Below are 23,656 nucleotides of genomic sequence, written 5' to 3' on the forward strand. Positions count from 1 at the left end.
ATGAAAGGCTTTTTAAGATCCGATGGCCGTAAAGGTATTAGAAATACGGTAGTCGTCGTTTATTTAGTTGAATGTGCTCACCATGTTGCTAAAAAAATTGTTTCTAAGATAGACCATGATGATGTACAGCTAATTGGTTTTCCCGGTTGTTATCCTAATGATTACTCATTACAAATGATGGAAAAACTTTGCACTCACCCCAATGTGGGCGGCGTAGTTATTGTTTCACTTGGCTGTGAAGGGTTTAACCGTGAGCAACTTGAACAAACAATTAAAAGTAGCAATCGTCCCGTTGAAACATTAGTTATTCAACAATGTGGTGGTACAAAAACAACGATTGATTTAGGGATTGAAAAAGCGAGATCTATTTTAGCAAGTATTGCTAATGTTGCGCGTGCTGAGCTTCTCATATCGGATTTAGTTATTGGTACTATCTGTGGAGGCTCTGACGGTACAAGCGGTATTAGTGCTAACCCCGCAGTAGGCGCTTGTTTTGATATATTACTCGATGGCAATGCCACCTGTATATTCGAAGAAACGGGCGAGTTAATTGGCTGTGAACACATCATGGCCGATAGAGCTGAGTCACCCGAATTGGGGCAGGCCTTAGTTACTTGTGTAGAAAAAGCTGAAAAATATTACACTAAAATGGGCTACGGTAGTTTTGCACCAGGCAATGCTGAAGGCGGGTTAACTACCCAGGAAGAAAAATCTATGGGTGCCTATGCTAAGTCTGGCTCATCAGAAATTAACGGGATTATTAAACCTGGAGAGTTCCCCCATAAGAAAGGCTTATTCTTAATGGATGTTGTGCCAGATGGTGAGCCTATGTTTGGTTTTCCAAACATCTCTGATAACGCAGAAATCGTTGAAATGATCGCTTCAGGTGCATTAATTATCCTCTTTACGACCGGTCGAGGATCTGTTGTTGGCTCAGCTATTTCTCCAGTGATTAAAGTTTGTGCAAACCCACAAACTTATAGAAATTTAAGTGATGATATGGATGTTAATGCCGGCAGTATTATTGAAGGTAAAGACACCGTAGATGGGGTAGGCAAAACAATTTTTGATTGTGTGATTGATGTAGCCAATGGCGCTAAAACAAAATCAGAAGAATTAGGCCACAAAGAGTTTATTTTAACCTATAAAAGGTTCGATGATGTAGATTCAACCAAACAAATTAATGTTATGGGCCCGTCTTGCCTAAGATAAAAGATTAAGAATACTGTACTTGGTATAAATAAGCGTATAAAAAATAACACAATGCAACAACGCATTCTAAATAAAAGTAAGTAATTATGACTACACACTTTTCACATCGTCAAATAGGAAACACCACACTACAAGTCTCAACTTTAGGTTTTGGTGCTGCCTCTATGGGCAACCTTTATCAAGCCGTATCAGACAGTGAAGCACAAGCAGCATTAGCTGCCGCTATTAATGTAGGCATGAATTTATTTGATACCGCCCCACGTTATGGTGCAGGATTAAGTGAACGTCGCGTGGGCGATGCGCTTAGACCCTTAGCTAAAAATGACTATGTGTTATCAACAAAGGCAGGCCGAATACTAACGCCTGATGTAAAAGCTGATATTCATCAATTACGTCATGGTTTTCTTACGCCAATGCCGTTTGATGCACATTATGATTATAGCTACGACGGCATAATGCGCTCATTTGAAGATAGCCAACAACGTTTAGGTTTAGCAGAAATAGACATTTTACTCGTACATGATCTGGGCGTCGATACACACGGCGAACAAGATCAACATTACTTTGAACAACTAAAGTCGGGTGGCTATAAAGCCCTTAATGAACTTCGTGCTTCAGGACAAATAAAAGCGGTTGGCTTAGGTGTTAATGAATCTGAAATTTGTGAACGGGTGATGGATATTGGCCAATTCGATTGTTTTTTATTGGCCGGTCGCTATTCGCTATTAGAGCAAGCCCCACTAGAGACATTTTTACCTCGCTGTGCAGCACACGGTGCCTCGATTATTTTAGGCGGCCCTTATAACTCAGGTATTTTAGCGACAGGCGTTAAAGGAAAGCAGGTACCCTATTATAACTATGAACCCGCGCCACCAAGCATAATTGAAAAAGTGGCAAAAATTGAAGCCGTTTGTGCTGATTTTAATGTGACCTTAGCCGCTGCGGCATTACAGTTTCCGTTAGGGCATCCTACTGTTGCTTCTGTTATTCCCGGTTTAGGAAGTGAAAAACGCGTGCATCAAACAATGGCCTTGTTCACTGAAAAGATTCCACAAGCATTTTGGCAGACCTTGAAAGATAATGGGTTGATACACCATGAAGCACCTTTACCTCATAGTGGAGAGGTCTAAAGTGGGGCAACAAAAGAATAGTTCAAACGCCGCGGCCGCAAACAAAATGATGGTAAAAGTAGACAGTCATCAACATTTTTGGGCGTTATCACATGGATTTTACGACTGGTTAACGCCTGACATTGAATTACTCTACAAAGATTATTTACCTGATTGTTTAGCGCAAGAAATTCTGCGCAATCAAGTCAGTGACACTATTTTAGTGCAAGCCTCTGCCACTGAGGCTGAGACATTGTTTTTATTAGCATTAGCAGCGGAAACGGATTTTGTAGCTGGGGTCGTTGGCTGGGTTAACCTAGAAAGCGAAGCGGCTTTATCCACCCTGAATACGTTTGCAAAAAACCCCTATTTCAAAGGTATTCGTCCTATGTTGCAAGACATGGATGATATTGATTGGCTCTTAAGTGCTCAGCTTGAGCCCGTCTTCAATTACTTAGCGGCGAACTCATTCACCTTTGACGCCTTGGTGCGAGAGCAGCATTTAACAACGCTACACTGGTTAGCTAGCAAGTATCCCCAATTAAAAATCGTGATTAATCACTGTGCTAAACCGCACATAGACAACCCACCCTCTGTTTTTTGGCAGCAGGAAATCAGTCAGTTTACAGCGCTTAAGAATGTGTCAATTAAGCTTTCTGGCTTAATCACAGAAGCTTCGAACAAGGTTAATGCCGCACAAATCGCCCCGTATTTCGCGCATATTATGTCAGTTTTTGGCAGTACAAGAATCATGTGGGGCAGTGATTGGCCGGTGCTAAAACTTAAGGGTGACTATGACACCTGGGTTGCGCTAACAGCCGCAATATTAAAAGATTACTCGTTAACAGAGCAGCAAAATATCTGGGCAAATAACGCCCGTGCTTTTTATAACGTCTCTATAAAAAAATGAATAAAATAGGAAACAAGATGACAGAGGAAAATAAAATGAAGGTTGCGCTAGTCACTGGCGGCGGCAGTGGTATTGGTAGAAGTATTTGTTTGCGCTTGGCTAAAAACAATATCAAAACACTCGTGTTAGATTTAGACTTAGCAGCCGCACAAGAAACCGTTGACTTGGTTATTGAACAAAATGGCCGTGCTCACGCTTATGCTGCTGACGTCTCGAACAATGCACAAATTATTGCTTTATTTAAAACCATTACAGAAAAACACACCATTGATATTTTGGTCAATAATGCCGGCATTGCTCACATTGGTAATATTGAACAAGTGCAAGAAGCTGACTTAGACCGTTTATATAACGTGAATGTTAAAGGCGTGTATAACTGTATTTCAGCGGTTATTGAATCGATGAAGGCACAAAAAAGTGGCGTTATTATCAATATGGCTTCCATTGCGGCCTCCGTTGGTATTTCAGACAGATTTGCTTATTCAATGACAAAAGGCGCGGTACTCACCATGACCTACTCTATCGCTAGAGACTATCTTGACCACGGAATTCGTAGTAACTGCATTTCACCTGGTCGAGTGCACACACCTTTTGTCGATAACTTTTTAGATAAAAACTACCCAGACAACAAGGCAGAAATGTTTGAAAAGCTATCAAAAAGCCAGCCAATAGGCCGCATGGGAACACCAGATGAAATTGCTGCCATGGTCAACTATTTATGCTCTGACGATGCCGCTTTTATTACCGGCAGTAACTTCCCTATCGACGGCGGTTTTGTCACGCTAAACAATTAATCAACATACCCTATAAGAGATTTAACAATGAAATTACTGAGATATGGCCCTTTAGGGCAAGAAAAACCAGGCTTGATGGACGACGATGGCAACATACGTTGTTTAAGTGCTGTGGTTTCAGATATTGATGGCGAGACCTTGTCGGCAACGAATTTAGCAAAACTACAAGCCCTTGATATAACGGCCTTGCCTATTGTCGATGGTGCTCCTCGCTTGGGCGCTTGTGTTGGCAAAGTAGGAAAGTTTCTTTGTATTGGGCTTAATTATGCTGACCATGCTGCAGAATCAGGGATGACAATTCCAGCCGAGCCTGAAGTTTTCACCAAAGCAACCAGTGCTATTTCAGGGCCTAATGACGATATTATTAAACCTAGAAATAGTGATAAATTAGACTGGGAGGTAGAGCTAGCAATTGTGATTGGCAAACATGCTTCCTATGTTGATGAAAAAGATGCTCTTGACTACATTGCAGGTTATTGCGTGTGTAACGACGTGTCTGAGCGTACTTTTCAACTCGAAAAAGGGAGTCAGTGGGACAAAGGTAAAGGCTGTGATACCTTTGGCCCAATAGGACCTTGGTTAGTTACCAGTGATGAAGTGAAAGACCCAAATAACTTATCTATGTGGTTAGAAGTCAATGGCAAAACCTTCCAAAATGGTAATAGCAAAACAATGGTCTTTAAACCTGCCTATATTGTGAGTTATTTAAGCCAGTTTATGAGCTTACAACCTGGTGATGTTATTTCAACAGGCACGCCTCCTGGCGTAGGTTTAGGGCAAACCCCCCCTTTATATTTGAATGTGGGCGATAAGATTTCATTAGGTATTGAAGGCTTAGGTACGCAACAACAAGTCGTGGTAGCACATCGTTAAATTAATCTAAACAAAACGATAGTTGCATTACATTAGCCACAAACATTCAATAATGTTCTGTGGCTTCTTTATACATTACGATAATTAGCTCAAGCCTTTGTGCTCATGCGTATTAGGTAGTTGAGAAGAAATCAACGCTGCTATAAGTACAAAAAGTGATGAAACCCATAAACAGGCCACTAACCCGTATTGCTGATAAACCCAACCAGACAATACCGTACCCAGTAACCTGCCCATGGCATTAGCCATATAATAAAAGCCAACATCAAGTGACACGCTGTCTTTACTTGCATAGCTAACAATAAGGTAACTATGCAGTGATGAATTAACAGCAAAAATCACCCCAAAAATTAACAACCCGACAATAATTGAATACTGAATATAAAAATTAAAATATAAAGAGACCCCAATGGCCATTGGCAATAAACTTAGCCCAACAGCCCATAAAAAGGCTGACTTGCCAGTGGGCACTTTACCTTGCTTTTTACCAGTAAAATATGGCGCAAATGATTGCACAATACCGTAGCCAATCACCCAAGCTGCCATAAACCCACTAACCCACCAATGATCCCATTGTAATGTTATGGCAAGATAAACTGGCAAAGCAACAACAAACCAAACATCTCTAGCGCCAAATAAAAACAAACGTGCGGCTGATAAACGGTTAATCTCTGCACTCTTTGAAAATACTGCTATAAAGTTTAATGTGTTTTTAGCTTTCCCTAAATCTTCCTTTAAATATAACAAGCTAACTATCCATACAACAAACAATAGAGTCGCCATTACAACAATAGCGCCTTTAAACCCTAACCAGGTTAGCAACACACCACCGAGAAAAAAACCCACCCCTTTTAAGGTATTTTTAGATCCCGTTAACAGAGCAACCCACTGGTATAGTTTGCTTTGAGCATTTTCGGGCACCAGTAACTTTATCGCACTTTTAGCGCTCATCTTGTTAAGATCTTTAGCAATACCTGACAGTGCTTGTGCGGCCATCACATAAATAACCGTGAGCATTTCAGCGGGCACGGTTAACATGACTAAGGCGATAATTTGCATAGCTAAACCAATATTCATGGTTTTATTTAAACCTAAACGCGCTCCTAGCCAACCACCAATAAGGTTAGTAAACACACCAAATAGTTCATAAAACAAAAACAGCATAGCAATGTTTAATGGGCTATAGCCTAATTGATGAAAATACAACACAACTAACATGCGTAGTGCGCCATCAGTTAAGGTAAACGCCCAATAATTACCGGTAATCATTAAGTATTGTTTTATTTGTGACGATAGGTTTTGTAAAAAAGTTAATTTTTTAAACAATAAGAAGCCCATTGGCAACAATTCCTTATTAGCGACTTTGTCAGCTACATCTTAGCTGCTTTTAGCCACATTGGTTTACTATCGTAAGTCTGCTAAGCCAACCATGCGTGCAAGCTCTGCAGTTCTATTGGCATACCCCCATTCATTGTCATACCAAAGGTACACCTTAACTTGGCTGTTATTTACCACCATGGTTGATAACGCATCAACAATGCTTGAACGTGGATCAGTTTTATAGTCAACAGAAACCAATGGCCGCTCTTCATAACCTAAAACACCATTTAGTTCATTGTTTGCCGCTTCTTTAAGTAATTGATTAACTTGCGCAACCGTTGTGTTTTTTTCTACTTCAAACACACAATCGGTAATAGACGCATTAGTGAGAGGTACACGAATGGCATGGCCATTTAGCTTACCTTTTAATTCAGGAAATATATGCGTAATGGCAGTAGCCGAGCCTGTAGTAGTTGGAATTAAGCTAGTACCACATGAACGTGCACGACGTAAATCTTTATGCGGCGCGTCAATAATAGTTTGTGTATTGGTTATATTATGTATGGTTGTCATTGAACCATGTTTAATACCTATTTTTTCATGGATAACTTTTACCACAGGCGCAATACAGTTGGTGGTACAAGAGGCTGCTGTAACAATAGGGTGGATGTCTTTGTTGTACAAAGCATCGTTAACTCCCATCACTATATTTAAAATGCCGTCTTCTTTTACAGGTGCCGTCACCACAACACGTTTAACGCCTTGGTCTAAATAAGCCTGTAACAAGGCTTTGGTTTTTATTTTGCCTGAAGCTTCAATTACTACATCACATGTTGACCAATCTGTATCTTGTGTCGCTGTATTTTTCGTACAGGGAATCGCTTTGCCATTGATGAGCATCACCTCACCTTCAGCTGTTTTTTCGCTGGTAGCTTGGTGGTGCCACTGTCCATGGACTGAGTCAAATGTTATTAAATGCGCCAGTGTTGCCGCATCACCAGCTGGGTCGTTAATGTGAACAATTTCAATGTCATCCCAGTCAAATGCTGCGCGCATTGATAAACGCCCCATACGACCAAAACCATTAATACCTATTTTAATTGCCATTATTGTTCCTTAAAAGTTATTTTAAAAGTATCAAACTGTGCTTAATTTATGTAAACCAATGTTGGGTACGGTTAATCATATATACGAGAGAAAGCATAACTGGGACTTCCACCAACACCCCAACAACGGTTGCCAGCGCAGCCCCCGAATGTAAACCAAACAGTGAAATGGCTACCGCGACTGCTAATTCAAAAAAATTGGAAGTACCAATTAAACACGCTGGGGCGGCAATATTTTGCGGAAGTTTCATCCATATGGCCGCAATATAAGCAATAATGAAAATACCATAAGTTTGCAACATTAGTGGAATGGCAATTAATCCTATGGTTTCAGGTTCATTAATAATAGTGTTAGCTTGAAGCCCAAATAATAATACTACGGTCGCTAACAAGCCAATAACTGACCAAGGCTTCATTGTCGATAGAAAATGTGTCAGTGACTGTTCACTTTTATTTAGTTTTTTACGAGTTAAAACCCCAGCCACTAAAGGTAATAGCACATAAAGTACCACTGAAATAAATAAAGTTTCCCACGGCACTTGAATATCACTCACACCAAGTAATAATGCCGATATTGGCGCAAAAGCGAAGATCATAATGACATCATTCACCGAGACTTGTACCAAGGTATAGTTTGGATCACCTTTGGTTAATTGCGACCAAATAAAAACCATGGCAGTACATGGCGCAACGCCCAGTAAAATCATACCGGCAATATATTCTTGTGCGGATTCAGGGCTGACTAAATCAGCAAATAAACCATTAAAAAACAGCCACCCCAAGCCAGCCATAGTAAAAGGTTTAATGAGCCAGTTAATTACCACTGTTAACACTAACCCTTTCGGGTTTTTACCTACATTTTTTATTGCGGAAAAGTCAATTTGTACCATCATGGGGTAAATCATCACCCAAATAAAAATAGCGACCACAATATTCACATGTGCAATGTTAAGACTAGCAATAAACTGAAAGTTATCTTGTTGCCACCAGCCCAAAAACACGCCAGATGCCATACAAATAGCGACCCAAAGTGATAAATAACGCTCAAAAATACCCATTAAAATATATCCTTAAAGTTAATTGTTGTGACCTAGCATGCTATTGACAAAAAGACGCTTTGTTGGGCCTACTTTTCATTTTAGTTAGCCGTATATGTGCATTATGAAAAAGGTGAATATTGTTTTCACTTGTTTGTGCGATAACCGATTTTGCCCAAGACGGAATATTAGGGTTAATTCGATAAAATACCCATTGCCCATGTTTTCTGGCCGTAATAATATTGCTCTTTCTTAAGATGGCCAAGTTTCGCGATACCTTAGGTTGGCTCTCTTCAGCCAAAGCTTCCATTACTTCACATACACATAATTCGCCATGATAATGGGATAACATTAAAACCTTCAGTCTGATCTCATCTGTCAAACTTTTATAAAAATCAATCGGTGTTAAGCATACTGGCTTTTCTGGCATTACTACTAAGTCATTGATATTGCTATTTGTTTCTTTTACATTTCCTGACTCCATTGCAAGAAACATAGACAAACGACTACTTAACTCAATTAAAGTCGCTGTAAATGGTGAATGACCTAAACGGTTTTTAGGATCGGGAATATCCCAAGAAAACTGTTGTTTAGCATTAGGAAAGTCTCGGCATTCACTGCTGGCTTTGTCACAAAGTGTAATGACAAAATCAAACACTTGATCAATATAACTATCAATTCCTTTAGCCGTTAATTGCGTAGCATCAACACCCAATTGTGTTAATGCTGCTACTGCGCGTAAATCGACCTTTTCAGGCTGTGTACCAGCACTAAAAACATCAAATTGCTGACCTGCTTTGTACTTAAGTAAGGCTTCTGCCATTTGTGACCTTGCTGAGTTACCAGTACATAAAAAAAGTACGCGTCGTTTATTTTTACTCATATTGTGCCCCAACCTCAAATGCATAATATTTATTGTATATATGTTTTTCCATATATACAATAAGCAAGATATAAAAAAACGTAGCTATTTAAAAATAGCTACGTTTGTTAATCCACTAAACTATTGTGTTGTTGGCTTATTTAATGCGTAAACCGCATATATCTATTACAAATACAGCCAACTTAATAAAGACGATAGTGTTATCCACATGAGTAGAATTAACGGAATACCAACCCGCATAAAGTCAGAGAACCGATACCCTCCCGCATTCATGACTAATAAATTCGTTTTATAAGCCATTGGCGTTGCATAACTTAAATTTGCACCAAATAATACCGCTAATATAAAAGGCTCTGGTGGTAAGTGAAGCTGGATAGCGACCGAAATAGCGATAGGGGTACCAATAACAGCAGCGGCATTGTTCGAGACTATATTAGTCAGTATTGCCAGCAACAACATCAGTGCCGCTAATACACCGTTTGGGGGTAAACCTGACGACAACCCCACAAACACTTGTGCAATATATTCTGCCCCCCCTGTAGTCATCATTGCAGTCCCTAAAGCTAAAGAGGCCGCTACAATTAAAATAATTTGTGTACTTAATGCCGACGAGGCTTCTTCCCAGTTCAAACACTTGGTCGCTAAAAGTATCAGTACGCCGCATATTGAACTAATTTCAATCGGTAGAATACCCGCCGCAGACGTGACAACAACCCCAAAGAGTGTTACTAACGCCAAAGGAGCTTTACTTGTTTGCGGCAGTGCTGCTGCACCGTCTATAATCAACATACCGCGTTTAGACTTTAACAAGGTTAGCTGCTCTGCCTCCCCTTGAACAAGCAATACATCACCTACTTGTAATGGGATATCGCCTATACTGCGTCGCTTGATCTCCATGGCTTTACCCGCTCGGTGCAAGGCAATAACCGACACAGCATATCTGTGTATAAAATTTAATTGTTTAAGGCTTTTTCCTTCAATACCAGCGCCTTCGATAATCACAATTTCTGCCAGTGTTTGTTTATCTGCTTTTAAGGAGTGTTCATCATCGATTTTATCTAAGCCAGTAAATAAATGAGTGCCTAATACTTTTTCAAACTCTTTAAGGCGCTCGGGGGTATCATGTACTTCTAACCTATCATCAGTAGTAAGAACCGTATCAGGTAAAGGCACAATGTTGCGTTTATCAGGCCCACGTTGAATGTTTTCAATCTTTAACTGTCCATCAGTTAATTCAATAACTTCAGCAATCGTTTTTCCTATTATATCGCTCTCTTCATTAATATTAATATAAGCACTAAACAACCGAGGAGAAGTATCAGGCATTGACGATTTGCGTATAGGTAAAAGTTTTGGGGCAATTAACCATAAATAGAGTACAGCAACAACAGAGGCAAGAAGCGCAGGCTTAATAAAGTCAAACATGCCAAATTCGGCTGCCCCCATATTTTTTGCTATGCTCACCACTAATAAGTTGGTTGAGGTACCAATACTCGTTGCCATTCCGCCTACTAAAGTTGCTAAGCCCATAGGCAATAGCATGCCTGAGGCATCGGTTTTATTACGTAAGGCAACACTGATTAAAATGGGCAGTAATAACACAACAACTGGTGTATTATTAACAAAGGCACTTAAACCCCCGGCAATAATAAGTGTCAGCAGCAAAGACAGCGTAGGACTAAGTTTCCATAATTTTGCTAAATATCGACCTATGGGCTCTAACGCGCCTGTGCGTACAATGCCGTGGCCCAGTATCATTAATGAACACACAGTAATTAACGCTTCATGGCCAAAGCCAAAAAATAAGGTACTTGCCTCAAAGTGATTACCATCAACATAAAATGGAAATAGTGCAAAGATCAAACACAATATCGCAATCACGCTTAAAGAAGAGGTTTCAAGGGGAATATCATCTCGGCGAAATAAATACAGCGCAAGCACTGTAATTAACAAAACCGCTAAAGCATGGTTATTGGGAAGATCAGGAATATTCAAAGGCAATACCACGTTAATTAAAGTAGATAGTTTAAACACGAAAAGACCGTAAATAGCGGTTATTAACGTTATATTAATGGCTTTTATTTACGCATTATAATTACTTTATAATAGCTTTATGGGCAAGTATATAGCCAAGTTTACTATTTATATAAATATATTTAGATGGATATTTTCCTAAAGCTAAGTTACCTAGACGATAAACTATTGCAGCCGTTGCAGCCAAGAGTAGCAGCGAAAGACCTAGGCTACAATGAATAGCCATTTTAAATAAGCGATATTCCCAACCGTTTTGCTCCTTTTAAGTGATTTGTTACCTGCGCGTATTCGCTACGAAGGTTGTTTATCAAAAACTTTAACGCCTTCTGGGATCTGGTACCAATCCTGTTTTTCACTCACCCAAATATGAACTGTTGGCTTTATTATGCGAGTGTCTGATAAACTACTTGGTTTAAGTTTTAACTTGTCAGGTTCATTGGGATCGAAATGATAAAGCCTGTTACCGCATGATGGACAGAATTTAGCTGCACTAATATTTCCACTGTCAGCTGCACGGCTCCAGTCTTTCATAAAACCATGAAACTTAACACTTTGAGCTTTCACCATAGCGGTAATACTAAAGGCACTCGTAGATAATTTTTGGCACTCTTTACAATGACAAGCAACAATCATCAAAGGTGGCTCAAGCAGTTCATAAGTAACTTCACCGCATTGACAAGAGCCTGTAATAGGATAGTTAACTTTTTCCATCATTTACTCCAAGATTTAAATACACTACCGTAATGGGTCACGAATTTTTTGCGGCAAGAAATTAGCCAACAGGCCCGTGGGTGATTTTTGATAATACGTTATTTACGTCAAATATTTTGGCATACACTTCACAAACCCCAAACCCTTTTAACCTGGCGGTATGCTTGTTAAGGTAAGCTTTGGCCGCTTCCTCGCTTTCAAACAAATAAATACCACCGGCCTCTTTTGTACTTTCATTTTCTGTCCATATTTTCCAAATAAAACCCGGCTCTTCAGTTATAGAATTAGCCAAATCATTGAATGCTTGTGTCATTTGTTCGCCAAAAGGCCCACTGTGTGGAAAGTCTACTTGTAATAACGTTGCCATATTAATTCCTCATGTTTTTTGCTGTAATCGACCAACTTTCTCTGCTTCTTATTTATGTTTTTACTTTTGCTTTGTTTATTTTTTGTGCAAGCGCCGCATCAATTGGCATGGGTTTGAACGGACTCACATTAGAGCCGCCAGTATTTCCCTGAGGTACTAAGCCGAAAACGGTTTTTGTTGCCGCGCCTAACATTCTAAGTAGTTGTCCACAAAACTCTCGTAAGTTTTTATTACGACAAGCCCATAAAAACATACAAAAATGTACGTACACATGAAAGTAAGTAGACTCTTGCCCTAATACATGGGCGTTTTCTAAATGTTTAAATTCTTTTAAGTTGTCACCCTGTTTTCTAGCTTTCATTGCTAGCGTTAATTCTGTTTGAATAAAAGGCTTAATTTTTTTTCTAAACCCAACATTCATAGTTTACCCCTTAAAAGTGCTGCTATTTCTTTAAATAACTCGCTATAGCTTGACTACTTTGACAAACACTGAAAAACAATAGGTGCAAACACACCCCACTAAAAATAGTACCTGGGAAATGCTTTTGACTCCTGCCCTCTCTAACAGATCAACCCCTATAAATAATTCTATCAATAAAGAGAAAAATACAGGCAAAACAAGCACCATAAACCAAACGCCTTTACCACCAAGCTTTATTGCGCCGGCACAATACGGGCAAACTTGTACACTAGTTGAGAATTGATACCATTTAAAAACCTTTTGGGTTGGCCTTCGTCCCAGTTGATTGTACGCAAGTTTTTCTGCGCACCACGGACAGGATTTTTTTAACATAGTTCCTACTTGACCAGCCCCCTTTTCAGAGGCAATACCATTAATGTTACTTTAATATAAGCGAGGATACTAAGTAATAGCAATAAGGACGCGATGATTATTTCGCTATTATTAAGTAAGTCTATTGACAAGGCATGACGAGCTTTTCTCTAAACTTATCAAGACAGGGGCTGTTTTTTCATACAGAAGATGGTGTTAAAAAACCTGATATTCGTTGTAGATAGTGCGTCCTTGCTTTACCGTTTGTTGTTCTTTATTTCGTCTGTTTAATGCTTTACACAGGACTAAACAGAGATTATAAATTAATTACTTTTGTTTAACTCATCATGCAGCTCAATGTTTAGTTCAAGCACGTTTAAATCGCCATCTTTTTTATCTAAATTGATCGAGAATGTTTCGTCTGACACTTTAATGTATTTACGTAAAACCTTAAGTATATCTTCTGTGAGTTGCGGTAAATAGTCAGGCTGTTTATTTCGGCTATTACGCTCGTGGGCAACAATTATTTGCAAACGTTCTTTCGCTTTAGAAGCCGTCGTTACCTGTTTTTCTTTTTTACGTAAAAAATAATCTAATAGTGCCATGTTATCCTCCAAACATACGACTGAAAATGCCTTTTTTCTCGGCAGCTAAAAATCTAAATTCAACAGTTTCGCCTAATAGACGGTCAATCACGTCTTGATAAGCTTTACCTGCATCACTTTCCGTATCAAGAATTACTGGCTCACCTGCATTGGACGCTTTAAGTACCGCTTGTGACTCTGGAATAACACCTAATAGCGGTATTGAAAGTATATCTTTAACATCTTCTACACTTAACATCTCCCCCTCTTTTACACGCTTAGGCGAGTAACGGGTTAATAACAAGTGCTCTTTTATTGGCTCTAGGCTAAGCTCTGCTCTGCGTGAGCGACTAGCAAGCATACCTAAAATACGATCAGAATCGCGTACTGACGACACTTCTGGGTTAGTAGTAACGATGGCTTCATCAGCGTAATAAAGTGCCATCATCGCACCTGCTTCAATACCTGCGGGTGAATCACATATAATATAGTCATAGCTTTTACTCAACTCTTCTAATACCTTGCCAACATTTTCTTTATTTAATGCATTTTTATCGCGCGTTTGCGAGGCAGGTAAAATTGACAAGCTGCTCACACGCTTGTCTTTAATAAGCGCTTGATTTAACGTGGCCTCACCGTTTATCACATTAACGAAGTCGTATACTACTCGACGTTCGCAGCCCATAATCAAATCAAGATTACGTAAGCCTATATCAAAATCTATTAAAACAACTTTATGGCCTTTCAACGCTAAGCCAAGACCAATGGCAGCACTTGATGTTGTTTTACCAACACCGCCTTTACCTGATGTAACTACTATTATCCGTGCCATAGACCGAATATCCTTTTAAGTTAAAATTAAATAAGTTTTGATGACATTAATTCGCTGTCAGTCAAATGTATAAATGCTGGTGAGCCCCAATGTGCTTCCATTGACTCGCTCAGCCAATAGTTACCATTAATTGAGACCAATTCAGCTTCAAGTTTTTGACAATATATTTGTGCTTTATGATGACCTTTTGCACCAGCTATTGCTCTACCGCGTAACGAACCATAAACATGAATATTACCATCGGCAATAACTTCTGCACCGGCCGACACTGAACCAATAATCACTAAGTTTTGCTCTTTAGCATAAATCTGCTGGCCAGAGCGGATTTGCCCTCGGTGAACTTTGTCTGTATATAAATGTTCATTAATAACAGGAGCTTGGATAGGAACTTCTTCTTCAGGTTTTCTGTCTACTGCGGGTTTTGGGGCGTTATTCGCTTTTGCCGTATTAACAAATGAAAAACCTAGTTCACGAATAAGTAGACGTTGCTCTTTAGATACCGCACCTGTAAAACCAACAAAGGTAAAATGAAATGCTTCAACTAATGCCTTTACCGCATGGTAGTCAATTGAATTTGTGATGAGCTCAATATTGACCACAACGGGGACGAGATAAAAAAAGTCAGGGGCTTGTGCAACTTTTTTAGTTAAATCTGACCGAATATCAGCTAATTCAGACGATTTCAAATGTAAAACTGACAGGGTAAAACTTGACCCTTTAAATTCAATACTGGCGTCAGCCATAATAAAGGTGATCCTAAATAACGTAACTCAATATATATATATGTGCAATTTACCTTATAAATGCTGCTAAGTATAATGCTAGGTTACATAAACTCAAAAAAAATTGCTATTATTTAATTAAAAACAATAGCAATTTTTCAAAAGTGTACCTAAAGAGTTGGCCATTACAATGCGTTTTTTAATTTAGCGATTAAAGCTTCTTGACTCTGTTGATAATCGTTAATTTCTTTATTGGCCATCAGTAGCGAATAACTTAAGTTAATTGAAGCTACCAACAAAGTACGCTCTCTACTAGCAGCTGTCTTTTGTTGCTTAATATCGTCACACATAGCAGTAAGGTTATTTACTGCTTGTTTTAAGTTTTCTGCTTGTTCAGCCGAACAAGAAAACTTATGTTGCTTGCCCATAATTTCAATGCTGAGCCCGTTAGCGTCTTCGGCTAACATTAACTTAGCTCTTCTACACTTTGTAATTTACCTAGTAGGTTTGTTAAAACAGTGCTTGTTTGCTTTTGCGCTTCTTCACCTTCAAGTGCTTCTAATTGCAGTGTTTCATTTTCTTCAATTAGCACTGCTTTTTGCTGTTCTAATTCAGCTACTTGGTCTTTTAGCTGGGTATTTTTCTCAATGATTTGTTCAATCAGTTGTTCGAGTTGTGGGAGAGTGTTTTCTAACATAAGGCGCTCTGGTTAACTGTATAATAAATAAAAGCGCAAACTTAATCTAAAGCGAGGTAAAATGCTACTATTATGCGTAATTATTCGTTAAATTTTTGTAACAATTTTAAACTTACTACTACCACGCACCTATGCGTGTAAAAAACAAGCACTTAACGTTGTTTTTTACAGCATTAATGATTATTTCGTCCTCCTGCAACAATTTGTACTAATCAACTTGTCTTTGTTCTTTCAAACAACTTATAGTTGTACTTATAACTTAACTTTATACTTTTTAATGTACCAAATCAGCATTGGTATTTCTATTGCCCCATAAGTAATAAGCGTGAACCAAAACCAATTAGTATTGGCGACTATTAAATAAAATTCTTGACCACTGCCCCAGTAGTTTAAGCCAACAACCAGTAAAGAAAAACCTGAGGTGAACACATCACAAATTGATATTTTAGTAAAATTACTGCCCGCTATTTTTGGATATATAGAAAGGTACGCAACCAACACTATAATTAAATTAAGAATTATGATGGGTAATTCTGGAAAATCCATGTATGCAAAACTCCTGTTAAAGCCCCTACCAAGGCGGTAAATGTTAGCAAGTTAAAATAAACGAAATTCAAGAAAAAGCATACATATTTTTGTACTTTTAAACGACTATCGTGTCTCTCACGTTATAACGACTACAACAAACGTTAACGTCAAAACCAACGATTAATCTAATCCAAATTTCTTCCGAATGCGTTTAGCCCATGCGGGATTTTGTGTTGTATAGCTATATATATTTTCTGGAACAATAATCTTAGGGTTAGCTAATACAAGTGCTTCAAAAAAAGCACGACGATTAAAGCCACGATAATTTCCGTACATGAGTTGCTTCTGCTCCCCATTTTTAAGTGTTAGTAAGTTAGAAATAAACGTTTGCCTTGTATCAGTTACTTGCGTTAGTTCCGTAATATCGGCAACATCAACCTGCCAACTCACATCACTGAAGGTTGGGTCAAAATAAGACAAGGTGGTTGGCGTAACACAAACCTTAACTTGCTTATTTTCACACCAAAACCACAATGCCAACCCAAGTAAAATAGCTTCGATTATCCAAATAGCGATATCAAGAACGCCAAGAAGCTGTGATAGCGCTTTTTGGTCGCTCGTTACTTCAGGGAGGTATCTGTGTGCTGCCAGGTATAGAAGAAATGCCACGCCAGCATTAACAATAAGTAACAATGCTGAAGAACGTTGTTTTTGAATAAAAGAGAAGTAAGTTGCCATGATTTTCCTTTCGTGTGCATTTATCACTTTTGTGCCCCCTAGTTAACGCTGTAAAAGAAGCAGGGGTGAGTTTCGCTCTTATTGCACTAGCTCATTAATTTTAATGAAATATAAGGTGATAAGTTTAAAAGTAATATGCTTATCTTATAATTACCCAAAAACTTAAAATACATCGTTGGTAATTCAGAAGCCTCAACGCCTACAACTTTACTGTGAAGATTAATCGTAAAACGTTTAAATACAATAATAAAAAGCGCTGAAAATAAATAAACACCAAGGTTTATTACAGTACACCAACCGAAAAAAGTAGTCAGTTCATTTATACTAATCATTAATTATATCTCCGTAGTATTGCTTCTACATAATGCTTCGTTAAGAGCGTCCCATTTTTAATGGCGTTCAATACTAAACGTTGTTGGGTTGGGGTATACCACTTATTTCAATGTTAGATCGCCCTGTGCTATAAGTCCATTATCCTTAGCTAGCTCTGAGTGCTATGGTTGAAGTGCTCAAGTAAAGTTAAGCATGCGGTTAACAAACGTTTGCGTTTCTTCGCTAAACATTTGAAGCTGCTCAACAGTCAATACATCATATTTTATTAATGTGACAATCTTCAATATCACATTATTGCGCGTTGGGTTGTTAAACATTTCAGCTATTTTGGCATCTTCTGTTTCTATCAGACGATATAAATCCAAATATGACTGATGCTCTTTACCCGCTCGATCACTGGCAATATTATTAACTTGCCTAAAAACCAACTCACAAGCCTTAGCTGTTAATTCTGATTGCAGTTTACGAAATAACTTCCAATCTTTCTCAGGAATAGATGACATATAAAACCCTCCTTGAATGCTAACGCCTTTTACTCGGCAAAAAATAGTTACTCAACATGAGCGACGCAGGTGCCGACTTCGCGACATCTAGTCTTATGTGTTAGAGGCCATTACCCATGCTTTGATACTAGTAGCTCACGTAGTGCTTTGGGCATAAAGCTTCTTGCTTTTGATGTTATAACGGTTTCATTTTTTTGCCAAAGAACACCTAGATAAATAACAAACAGTCCAAGCAGTGTTAAAGTAATCGGGAATAACCAGCTATCTTCAAATATATCAGAGGCTAAATGGCCTATATAACCCGAGCAACCTAGCGCACCAAATATAACAAAAACTCTTCTAACAATGAGTACGCCCACAAAAATCATGAACAGATTAGTGATAAAGTAAATAAACTTAGACAATTCACTGTCTGAATGTTGGAACGACATGCCTCCCCAAAAAGCCATAACACCCAAAAGGTATAACCAGAACGCATAATCGGCTTTATTTCGCGATCGAATGTCAAGCCAAAAAGCCAAGGTAATCATGAGTAAACCTGAGTACATAGACACTAATTTTCTTAGCTCCCAATTATAATCACCACCATTAATCATGACGGCAACATCCATTGTTAAATACCAAAGAGTGACCGCTATTGGCATAATTAAAAATGGGTATTTATATTTCCAAGCAATAATAGCCCCTACGGCTAGCGTACTTAATTCCATGTAAAGCCAATGCCATTTTATATATCGATGGTATTCTCTATAAACACTTTCATCAGGCCAAACGCCAAGAGCCTGTTGCAATCCGTATACTGCTAATGGCGTTAGCGCGATAACAAAGGTTCCACAAATTCCTGCAGGAATGGCTAAACCTTTAGCTTTGAAAACATTGGTAAGCTTCAATCCAGCCAAACCATAAAATAGAGAGATAAAAACAATCCCTAATCCGCCAAAAGACTCCCAGCCTAAGTTCATAAAAAGAGTCATTGCCCCAATGGCAATCATTCCCCCTAGGTAATAAAGCACGTGTGTAAAATCAAACTTAGGCGCTGTATTGGGTTGTTTATTCAAAAACTCAATAAGCTTTTCAGACTGTTCAAACGAAATGATATTTTCACTGACCGCAGCTTCAAGGTTTTTTTTAGTTAAGTTCAATTAAGACTCCTTTCTATGAACAGCACTAACACAACTATAAACGATGTGAAGGAAGAACAGCCAACGACTGCAGCGAGAAAACTTAATGCCTTTTTTACGCATTTGTATAAAAACTAACATCGCCACTGACCCACTGCGTTTTGTTAACGCTTTTTAAATGAACTCGTTATTTTACTTTGATTAGCTCTACTTTTAACCAAAAAACCAATAACAAACATAAATAGCCGCGCAAATACCGGCCAAGTCGGCAAATAAACCACAACTTACTGCATGGCGAGTATTACGAATACCTACCGAGCCAAAGTAAACTGCCAATACGTAAAAGGTGGTTTCAGTTGAACCTTGAATAATTGACGATAAACGACCAGCAAAAGAGTCTGCGCCGTGAGTATTCATAGTTTCAACCATCATAGCTCGAGCGCCAGAGCCCGATAAAGGCTTCATAAAGGCGGTAGGCAGTGCATCAACAAAGCGACCATCACCGCCCACATAAAGCACTAGGCTTCGTATGCCAGATATAACCACATCAAGCGCGCCACTTGCTCTAAATACTGCAATAGCGCATAACATAGCGAGCAAATAAGGTATGATTTTAATACTGGTGTCAAATCCCTCTTTAGCGCCAGTAACAAAGCTGTCATAAACATTCACTTTTTTTAAATGCGCCGTAATGATAAACAGCAATAAAATAGAGAATATTAATAAATTACCCAATAAAGAGGACTGCTCTGCCAACACCTGTGCCGACAGGCTGGCAAAGTAAACAACTAAGCTTGCAATCAAGCTAAATACAGCCCCAGCATAAAGTAAAACCACCCGATTACACCAGTTAATTTTTTGTACCCAAGCCACACTGACAATGCCTGCAAGTGTTGAAGCAAAGGTAGCCAATAAAATAGGAATAAAAACATCCGTTGGTGAAGCTGCACCCTGCTGTGCGCGATAAACAAAAACCGTGATAGGAAATAAAGTAATCGACGAGGTGTTAAGCACTAAAAATAAAATTTGTGCGTTACTAGCAGTCTCTTTTTTAGGATTAATGCTTTGTAAGTCTTGCATGGCTTTAAGCCCTAAAGGCGTTGCCGCGTTATCTAATCCTAATACGTTAGCTGATAAGTTCATGGTAATTGAGCCAACCGCAGGGTGTCCTTTAGGCACATCTGGCATCAGCTTTAAAAACAACGGCGACAGTAACCGAGAAAGTTGCGCAATTAAACCAGCATTTTCCGCAATTTTCATCATGCCAAGCCATAAACTTAACACACCAATTAAGCCAAGGGCTATTTCTACAGTCACTTGCGACATTTCGAATAAGGCTTTGATAACTTCTTCAAAAATTGCCGCATTATCTAAAGCAAGCCACTGATACATAGTCGCTAAAAAAGCAATAATAAAAAAGCTTACCCAAATACGATTTAACAAAAAACATTCCTTTTGGTGAGTAAAGTGACTGCCGCGGGTAGAAAGCTTTAACCTGTGTTTTTACCTTCACCGTACAAAATCGCGGCGAACGCAACGAGGAATACAATGATAATAAGGCGTGTAAACTAAGCTAATAAATTGTTTGCTAGCAACCATTGTGCAAGAGCACTTATTAATTGCCCCTGTAATAGTATTTATGTAAGTAGCAATTTTTAATATAGCACGATATATGCGCTTCGAATTCAATCATAAAACGATTTAAACCCGATTTCCAACTTCTTATTAGCATTATCCACGTTTCGATGCTTATAAGGGGGGTAACTAGAGCAAAAGACAATTCGCTTATAAGGTAATTTGAGCCGGAATTTGAGTACAAATTTGAGTACAAATTTGAGTACAAATTTGAGTACAAATTTGAGTACAAATTTGAGTCGGAAATTTGAGATATTTGAGCGACTATTTGAGCGACTGTCCTAATAAATTTTTACTACTAGTATCATCTTTAGTTAAGTACTCTAGGACTATTTGAGCGACTGTCCTAATAAATTTTTTGAGCAAGTTGTTAGTTGCCTTGAACCAACCTTAGTGCTAACATTTGTGGGTACAATGTTAATTTTGAGGTAATTTATATGGATACTCGAATTCAATTTAGAATTGATGAAGAAACAAAGCGTTTAGCGCAACTCATGGCTGAAAGCCAAGGCAGAACTTTAAGTGACGCATGTCGAGAACTTGCAGAAGGCTTAGCCGAAGAGCAACGTAAAACTATGATCCATGATGCATGGTTAACAGAACAAATAAATACAGCATTTGATAAGTTTGATAACGGAAAAGCTAATTTTATTGTACATGATGATGCGAAAACCTTGATGGAAGCAAGGAAACAGAAAATCCGTAATAGAGAGAAATCATGATTTTTTGGGAAGAAGAGTCTCTAAATGATCGTGAAAAAATCTTTGAGTTTCTTTTTGACTTTAATCCGAGTGCAGCCGAAAAAACTGATCAAATTATTGAAACTAAAGTTGAGAGCTTACTAGAACATCCACTAATGGGGGTTAAAAGAGACATTTTTCGTGGGAGAATATTAATTATTCCAGAGATATCCATGATTGTTTCTTATTCGGTTGATGGTGAAACAATTAGAATAATGCGAGTTTTACACCAAAAGCAGAATTTTCCGCCAGAGTAAGAAGGCAACTAACGAATTAGCAAGCGAAGCGAGAAACATATACGTACCTCACTTATTCATGGCGCAAGAGCCGTCATTGCTAACTGTAAAAATAAAACAGACCGAACCAGTTTATGGGTAAAAGAGCTTGTTGAACGACGAGGATTTAAACGAGCAACAGTGGCATTGGCCGCCAAAAATGCGCGGTTAATTGGGGCGCTGTTACACTCAGACGAAGAATATCAGGTAGATTATGTTAAATAGTTTTTAATGACGTAAGGTAAACCGAAACGGTTAACCCCGCCGAGTCTTAGCACTAGCAATTGACGATAACACGGTCAGACCGAGAGCAAGGAAGCCTGTTTAGTTGGGAAGTCATATAAAAAGACTGTTTAACGAATGAGGCATTGCTCAGGCGCAAATCATCAGGGCGATAGCGTAATAAAGCTAAAAAACGCCGAATGTAGAGCTGCTGTCAAATCTTCTTGTTGTAAGAGATGTTATTGCTTGACAAAGGGGAGTCCATGTAGCCTCACTAAAAGGCAAATAATAGTTGATTAAAATAAGCGACGAAGGAGCAAAAAACAACTGTATTTTGTCCTGCTGTGTTTAACCAGGTCACTCGTTTATAAAGCACTTACGCCAGAAGTTTATCACAACAATGAATATTGGTTCGTCGCTTCAACCCTCTGTGCTCGCAGTAATCTGTTAATACATCACTGTGCCCTACCGCACCATGAAACAATCGTCTAAAGTCTTTCGTTAACGTAAGCCAATTATCGGGGCTTATGTTCAAGCGGTTAAGTAAAGCTGGTTGAGCGGCTTCAATATATCCGGCTTTATCTTCACGAAAACAGCGCCCTGTCATTTCAATTAATTCAAGGTAATCTTTTAGCTCAAACGGTAAACCTTTTGGCATCGCTTTGCGTGGATTACCCACAAAAGGCAATAGTGTGTTAGGTTGTTTCGCTTTTTTGGCTGATATAACACGTTGCTTTACGCTGGTGTACTCTGAGTCTTCAGGTGTTTTCGCTATATTGGCTCTTACTGGGTTTAAATCAACATACGCCATACAAGCCGCAAGGGCGGCTTCGTCTAATAAGGCTTGAGACTTAAAACGCCCTTCCCAGAAATGACCGGTGCAGTTATCTTCTCGGTTAGCCTGTGTTGCAATACCTTGGTTGAGTAAACGCATAAACCAACTGATGTCCATCAAGCGATGGCGATAAACGTCAACCGTTTCTAGCAACGAAGCCATCTGGTAGTCGGGAATATCTTCTCCTCGGCAATATTTTTGCGTTAAGAGTGTCCCTTTAAATAACTGATGCCAACGCTCGAGCACTGCTTTTGTTGACCACCCTTTAGCGATGTTTTCATCGACAAATAATACCACGTGCGTGTGGTTACTCATAATTGCGTAAGCGCAAACATCTATGGCAAACACCTGAGTGAGGCTGAGCAATTTCTCCTCGACCCAGCCTCGCCTGTGGTCAAAGTTTTGCCCTGTGCTTTTATCTTCACCGCACAAAAAGGCGCGGCGAACACAACGAGAAATACAATGATAATAAGGCGTATCAGCTAAGCTAATCAGTTGTTTTCGGGCGGTTGTCATGAAAGACCTCTCACTTACAGGTTATTGATTAACCTTAGTTGAGAAGTCTGTGTTGTTCAAATTTCAGAGCCAACTTGAGCAGCCAACTTGAGCCAACTTGAGCGACTGTCCCTTTTATTTTGGATTTATCGACTGTTAACCAGTCTAGGACATTGTTGTTATGTCGTTGCTCCTTCGCTTATCCCTAAAAAGCCAGGTGATAAAGTGAAAACAGATAAGCGTGATGCACTTAAACTCGCTAAATTAC

27 protein-coding genes and 2 pseudogenes are annotated in these 23,656 nt (G+C 39.0%); 9 read left to right on the forward strand and 20 right to left on the reverse strand.

Annotation, left to right across the window (positions count from 1 at the left end; genetic code table 11):
* The 5 genes from AC0UA9_RS14510 to AC0UA9_RS14530 all read left to right on the forward strand — a co-directional run bounded on the left by AC0UA9_RS14510 (position 1) and on the right by AC0UA9_RS14530 (position 4,898).
* On the forward strand, positions 1–1,212 hold the full coding sequence (locus AC0UA9_RS14510) for a UxaA family hydrolase (RefSeq protein WP_475660977.1): 1,212 nt from the start codon (positions 1–3) through the stop codon (positions 1,210–1,212).
* An 86-nt stretch (positions 1,213–1,298) separates the two neighbouring features.
* The gene (locus AC0UA9_RS14515; RefSeq protein WP_475660980.1) at positions 1,299–2,342 is read left to right on the forward strand and encodes an aldo/keto reductase; all 1,044 of its coding nucleotides are present in this window, start codon (positions 1,299–1,301) and stop codon (positions 2,340–2,342) included.
* 1 nt (position 2,343) lies between these two features.
* Positions 2,344–3,231 (forward strand): amidohydrolase family protein, encoded by an 888-nt coding sequence (locus tag AC0UA9_RS14520; RefSeq protein WP_475660981.1) that lies wholly within the window; start codon positions 2,344–2,346, stop codon positions 3,229–3,231.
* A gap of 17 nt (positions 3,232–3,248) precedes the next feature.
* Entirely contained in the window at positions 3,249–4,025 is a 777-nt protein-coding gene (locus AC0UA9_RS14525) for an SDR family NAD(P)-dependent oxidoreductase (RefSeq protein WP_475660984.1), read from the forward strand.
* A 27-nt stretch (positions 4,026–4,052) separates the two neighbouring features.
* Entirely contained in the window at positions 4,053–4,898 is an 846-nt protein-coding gene (locus tag AC0UA9_RS14530; RefSeq protein ID WP_475660988.1) for a fumarylacetoacetate hydrolase family protein, read from the forward strand.
* An 84-nt stretch (positions 4,899–4,982) separates the two neighbouring features.
* Here AC0UA9_RS14530 and arsJ read toward each other — a convergent pair whose 3' ends face one another.
* The 19 genes from arsJ to AC0UA9_RS14625 form a co-directional block, all read right to left on the reverse strand.
* Entirely contained in the window at positions 4,983–6,236 is a 1,254-nt protein-coding gene (gene arsJ, locus AC0UA9_RS14535) for an organoarsenical effux MFS transporter ArsJ (RefSeq protein ID WP_475660989.1), read from the reverse strand.
* A gap of 66 nt (positions 6,237–6,302) precedes the next feature.
* The gene (locus tag AC0UA9_RS14540) at positions 6,303–7,325 is read right to left on the reverse strand and encodes an ArsJ-associated glyceraldehyde-3-phosphate dehydrogenase (protein ID WP_475660991.1); all 1,023 of its coding nucleotides are present in this window, start codon (positions 7,323–7,325) and stop codon (positions 6,303–6,305) included.
* 46 nt (positions 7,326–7,371) lie between these two features.
* A complete protein-coding gene (arsB, locus tag AC0UA9_RS14545) occupies positions 7,372–8,382 on the reverse strand; it encodes an ACR3 family arsenite efflux transporter (protein WP_475660992.1) in 1,011 nt (336 codons plus the stop codon).
* Positions 8,383–8,422: 40 nt separating this feature from the next.
* Positions 8,423–9,244, reverse strand: a complete 822-nt coding sequence (locus tag AC0UA9_RS14550) for a metalloregulator ArsR/SmtB family transcription factor (protein ID WP_475660994.1) — start codon at positions 9,242–9,244, stop codon at positions 8,423–8,425.
* A gap of 165 nt (positions 9,245–9,409) precedes the next feature.
* Positions 9,410–11,278: an SLC13 family permease gene (locus AC0UA9_RS14555; RefSeq protein ID WP_475660996.1), complete on the reverse strand. Its 1,869-nt coding sequence runs from the start codon at positions 11,276–11,278 to the stop codon at positions 9,410–9,412.
* A 291-nt stretch (positions 11,279–11,569) separates the two neighbouring features.
* Complete coding sequence (locus AC0UA9_RS14560; RefSeq protein WP_475660998.1) at positions 11,570–11,989, reverse strand: GFA family protein; 420 nt, start codon at positions 11,987–11,989, stop codon at positions 11,570–11,572.
* Positions 11,990–12,050: 61 nt separating this feature from the next.
* On the reverse strand, positions 12,051–12,356 hold the full coding sequence (locus AC0UA9_RS14565) for a monooxygenase (RefSeq protein ID WP_475660999.1): 306 nt from the start codon (positions 12,354–12,356) through the stop codon (positions 12,051–12,053).
* A gap of 52 nt (positions 12,357–12,408) precedes the next feature.
* On the reverse strand, positions 12,409–12,777 hold the full coding sequence (locus tag AC0UA9_RS14570; RefSeq protein WP_475661000.1) for a DUF3703 domain-containing protein: 369 nt from the start codon (positions 12,775–12,777) through the stop codon (positions 12,409–12,411).
* A gap of 674 nt (positions 12,778–13,451) precedes the next feature.
* On the reverse strand, positions 13,452–13,733 hold the full coding sequence (gene minE / locus AC0UA9_RS14575; protein ID WP_475661003.1) for a cell division topological specificity factor MinE: 282 nt from the start codon (positions 13,731–13,733) through the stop codon (positions 13,452–13,454).
* 1 nt (position 13,734) lies between these two features.
* Entirely contained in the window at positions 13,735–14,544 is an 810-nt protein-coding gene (gene minD / locus AC0UA9_RS14580) for a septum site-determining protein MinD (RefSeq protein ID WP_475661005.1), read from the reverse strand.
* Between the two features lie 26 nt (positions 14,545–14,570).
* Entirely contained in the window at positions 14,571–15,287 is a 717-nt protein-coding gene (minC, locus tag AC0UA9_RS14585; RefSeq protein WP_475661007.1) for a septum site-determining protein MinC, read from the reverse strand.
* A gap of 164 nt (positions 15,288–15,451) precedes the next feature.
* Positions 15,452–15,733: a cell division protein ZapA gene (locus tag AC0UA9_RS14590; protein WP_475661010.1), complete on the reverse strand. Its 282-nt coding sequence runs from the start codon at positions 15,731–15,733 to the stop codon at positions 15,452–15,454.
* On the reverse strand, positions 15,733–15,963 hold the full coding sequence (locus AC0UA9_RS14595) for a DUF904 domain-containing protein (RefSeq protein ID WP_475661011.1): 231 nt from the start codon (positions 15,961–15,963) through the stop codon (positions 15,733–15,735). The genes AC0UA9_RS14590 and AC0UA9_RS14595 overlap by 1 nt, the downstream gene beginning before the upstream one ends.
* A 252-nt stretch (positions 15,964–16,215) precedes the next feature.
* Positions 16,216–16,509 (reverse strand): hypothetical protein, encoded by a 294-nt coding sequence (locus tag AC0UA9_RS14600; protein ID WP_475661012.1) that lies wholly within the window; start codon positions 16,507–16,509, stop codon positions 16,216–16,218.
* A 162-nt stretch (positions 16,510–16,671) separates the two neighbouring features.
* Entirely contained in the window at positions 16,672–17,229 is a 558-nt protein-coding gene (locus tag AC0UA9_RS14605; RefSeq protein WP_475661014.1) for a hypothetical protein, read from the reverse strand.
* 86 nt (positions 17,230–17,315) lie between these two features.
* Positions 17,316–17,561 carry a DUF6868 family protein gene (locus tag AC0UA9_RS14610; RefSeq protein WP_475661015.1) on the reverse strand — a complete coding sequence of 82 codons (246 nt, stop codon included), beginning with the start codon at positions 17,559–17,561 and terminating at the stop codon, positions 17,316–17,318.
* 177 nt (positions 17,562–17,738) lie between these two features.
* The gene (locus tag AC0UA9_RS14615) at positions 17,739–18,065 is read right to left on the reverse strand and encodes a hypothetical protein (RefSeq protein WP_475661017.1); all 327 of its coding nucleotides are present in this window, start codon (positions 18,063–18,065) and stop codon (positions 17,739–17,741) included.
* 110 nt (positions 18,066–18,175) lie between these two features.
* Positions 18,176–19,207, reverse strand: coding sequence for a DUF2157 domain-containing protein (locus AC0UA9_RS14620; protein ID WP_475661019.1), 1,032 nt, complete (start codon positions 19,205–19,207; stop codon positions 18,176–18,178).
* A gap of 192 nt (positions 19,208–19,399) precedes the next feature.
* A complete protein-coding gene (locus tag AC0UA9_RS14625) occupies positions 19,400–20,629 on the reverse strand; it encodes a nucleoside recognition domain-containing protein (RefSeq protein WP_475661021.1) in 1,230 nt (409 codons plus the stop codon).
* A gap of 629 nt (positions 20,630–21,258) precedes the next feature.
* Between AC0UA9_RS14625 and AC0UA9_RS14630 the strand changes: the two genes are divergently transcribed.
* From AC0UA9_RS14630 to AC0UA9_RS14640, 3 genes and pseudogenes are all read left to right on the forward strand, one after another.
* Positions 21,259–21,543 (forward strand): damage-inducible protein J, encoded by a 285-nt coding sequence (locus tag AC0UA9_RS14630; RefSeq protein WP_475661022.1) that lies wholly within the window; start codon positions 21,259–21,261, stop codon positions 21,541–21,543.
* Positions 21,540–21,818, forward strand: a complete 279-nt coding sequence (locus AC0UA9_RS14635; RefSeq protein ID WP_475661023.1) for a type II toxin-antitoxin system RelE/ParE family toxin — start codon at positions 21,540–21,542, stop codon at positions 21,816–21,818. The genes AC0UA9_RS14630 and AC0UA9_RS14635 overlap by 4 nt, the downstream gene beginning before the upstream one ends.
* Before the next feature lie 12 nt (positions 21,819–21,830).
* A pseudogene (locus AC0UA9_RS14640) lies at positions 21,831–22,061 on the forward strand (IS110 family transposase); the annotation flags it as partial.
* A gap of 373 nt (positions 22,062–22,434) precedes the next feature.
* On the opposite strand, the gene AC0UA9_RS14645 reads toward AC0UA9_RS14640, so the two are convergent.
* Positions 22,435–23,409 carry a transposase gene (locus AC0UA9_RS14645; RefSeq protein ID WP_475661024.1) on the reverse strand — a complete coding sequence of 325 codons (975 nt, stop codon included), beginning with the start codon at positions 23,407–23,409 and terminating at the stop codon, positions 22,435–22,437.
* Positions 23,410–23,526: 117 nt separating this feature from the next.
* Here AC0UA9_RS14645 and AC0UA9_RS14650 point away from each other — a divergent pair.
* Positions 23,527–23,656: pseudogene (locus AC0UA9_RS14650) on the forward strand (IS110 family transposase); the annotation flags it as partial.

Source organism: Colwellia sp. F1, assembly GCF_056238625.1.

Coding starts and splice junctions, on each gene's coding strand:
- minC (WP_475661007.1), bottom strand. CDS start 15,287: ATGGCTGACGCCAGTATTGAATTTAAAGGGTCAAGTTTTACCCTGTCA.
- AC0UA9_RS14645 (WP_475661024.1), bottom strand. CDS start 23,409: ATGACAACCGCCCGAAAACAACTGATTAGCTTAGCTGATACGCCTTAT.
- arsJ (WP_475660989.1), bottom strand. CDS start 6,236: ATGGGCTTCTTATTGTTTAAAAAATTAACTTTTTTACAAAACCTATCG.
- AC0UA9_RS14570 (WP_475661000.1), bottom strand. CDS start 12,777: ATGAATGTTGGGTTTAGAAAAAAAATTAAGCCTTTTATTCAAACAGAA.
- AC0UA9_RS14510 (WP_475660977.1), top strand. CDS start 1: ATGAAAGGCTTTTTAAGATCCGATGGCCGTAAAGGTATTAGAAATACG.
- AC0UA9_RS14565 (WP_475660999.1), bottom strand. CDS start 12,356: ATGGCAACGTTATTACAAGTAGACTTTCCACACAGTGGGCCTTTTGGC.
- AC0UA9_RS14560 (WP_475660998.1), bottom strand. CDS start 11,989: ATGGAAAAAGTTAACTATCCTATTACAGGCTCTTGTCAATGCGGTGAA.
- AC0UA9_RS14630 (WP_475661022.1), top strand. CDS start 21,259: ATGGATACTCGAATTCAATTTAGAATTGATGAAGAAACAAAGCGTTTA.
- AC0UA9_RS14605 (WP_475661014.1), bottom strand. CDS start 17,229: ATGGCAACTTACTTCTCTTTTATTCAAAAACAACGTTCTTCAGCATTG.
- AC0UA9_RS14515 (WP_475660980.1), top strand. CDS start 1,299: ATGACTACACACTTTTCACATCGTCAAATAGGAAACACCACACTACAA.
- AC0UA9_RS14610 (WP_475661015.1), bottom strand. CDS start 17,561: ATGATTAGTATAAATGAACTGACTACTTTTTTCGGTTGGTGTACTGTA.
- AC0UA9_RS14595 (WP_475661011.1), bottom strand. CDS start 15,963: ATGTTAGAAAACACTCTCCCACAACTCGAACAACTGATTGAACAAATC.
- AC0UA9_RS14550 (WP_475660994.1), bottom strand. CDS start 9,244: ATGAGTAAAAATAAACGACGCGTACTTTTTTTATGTACTGGTAACTCA.
- AC0UA9_RS14540 (WP_475660991.1), bottom strand. CDS start 7,325: ATGGCAATTAAAATAGGTATTAATGGTTTTGGTCGTATGGGGCGTTTA.
- minD (WP_475661005.1), bottom strand. CDS start 14,544: ATGGCACGGATAATAGTAGTTACATCAGGTAAAGGCGGTGTTGGTAAA.
- AC0UA9_RS14615 (WP_475661017.1), bottom strand. CDS start 18,065: ATGTCATCTATTCCTGAGAAAGATTGGAAGTTATTTCGTAAACTGCAA.
- AC0UA9_RS14525 (WP_475660984.1), top strand. CDS start 3,249: ATGACAGAGGAAAATAAAATGAAGGTTGCGCTAGTCACTGGCGGCGGC.
- AC0UA9_RS14600 (WP_475661012.1), bottom strand. CDS start 16,509: ATGGATTTTCCAGAATTACCCATCATAATTCTTAATTTAATTATAGTG.
- AC0UA9_RS14635 (WP_475661023.1), top strand. CDS start 21,540: ATGATTTTTTGGGAAGAAGAGTCTCTAAATGATCGTGAAAAAATCTTT.
- arsB (WP_475660992.1), bottom strand. CDS start 8,382: ATGGGTATTTTTGAGCGTTATTTATCACTTTGGGTCGCTATTTGTATG.
- AC0UA9_RS14590 (WP_475661010.1), bottom strand. CDS start 15,733: ATGTTAGCCGAAGACGCTAACGGGCTCAGCATTGAAATTATGGGCAAG.
- minE (WP_475661003.1), bottom strand. CDS start 13,733: ATGGCACTATTAGATTATTTTTTACGTAAAAAAGAAAAACAGGTAACG.
- AC0UA9_RS14530 (WP_475660988.1), top strand. CDS start 4,053: ATGAAATTACTGAGATATGGCCCTTTAGGGCAAGAAAAACCAGGCTTG.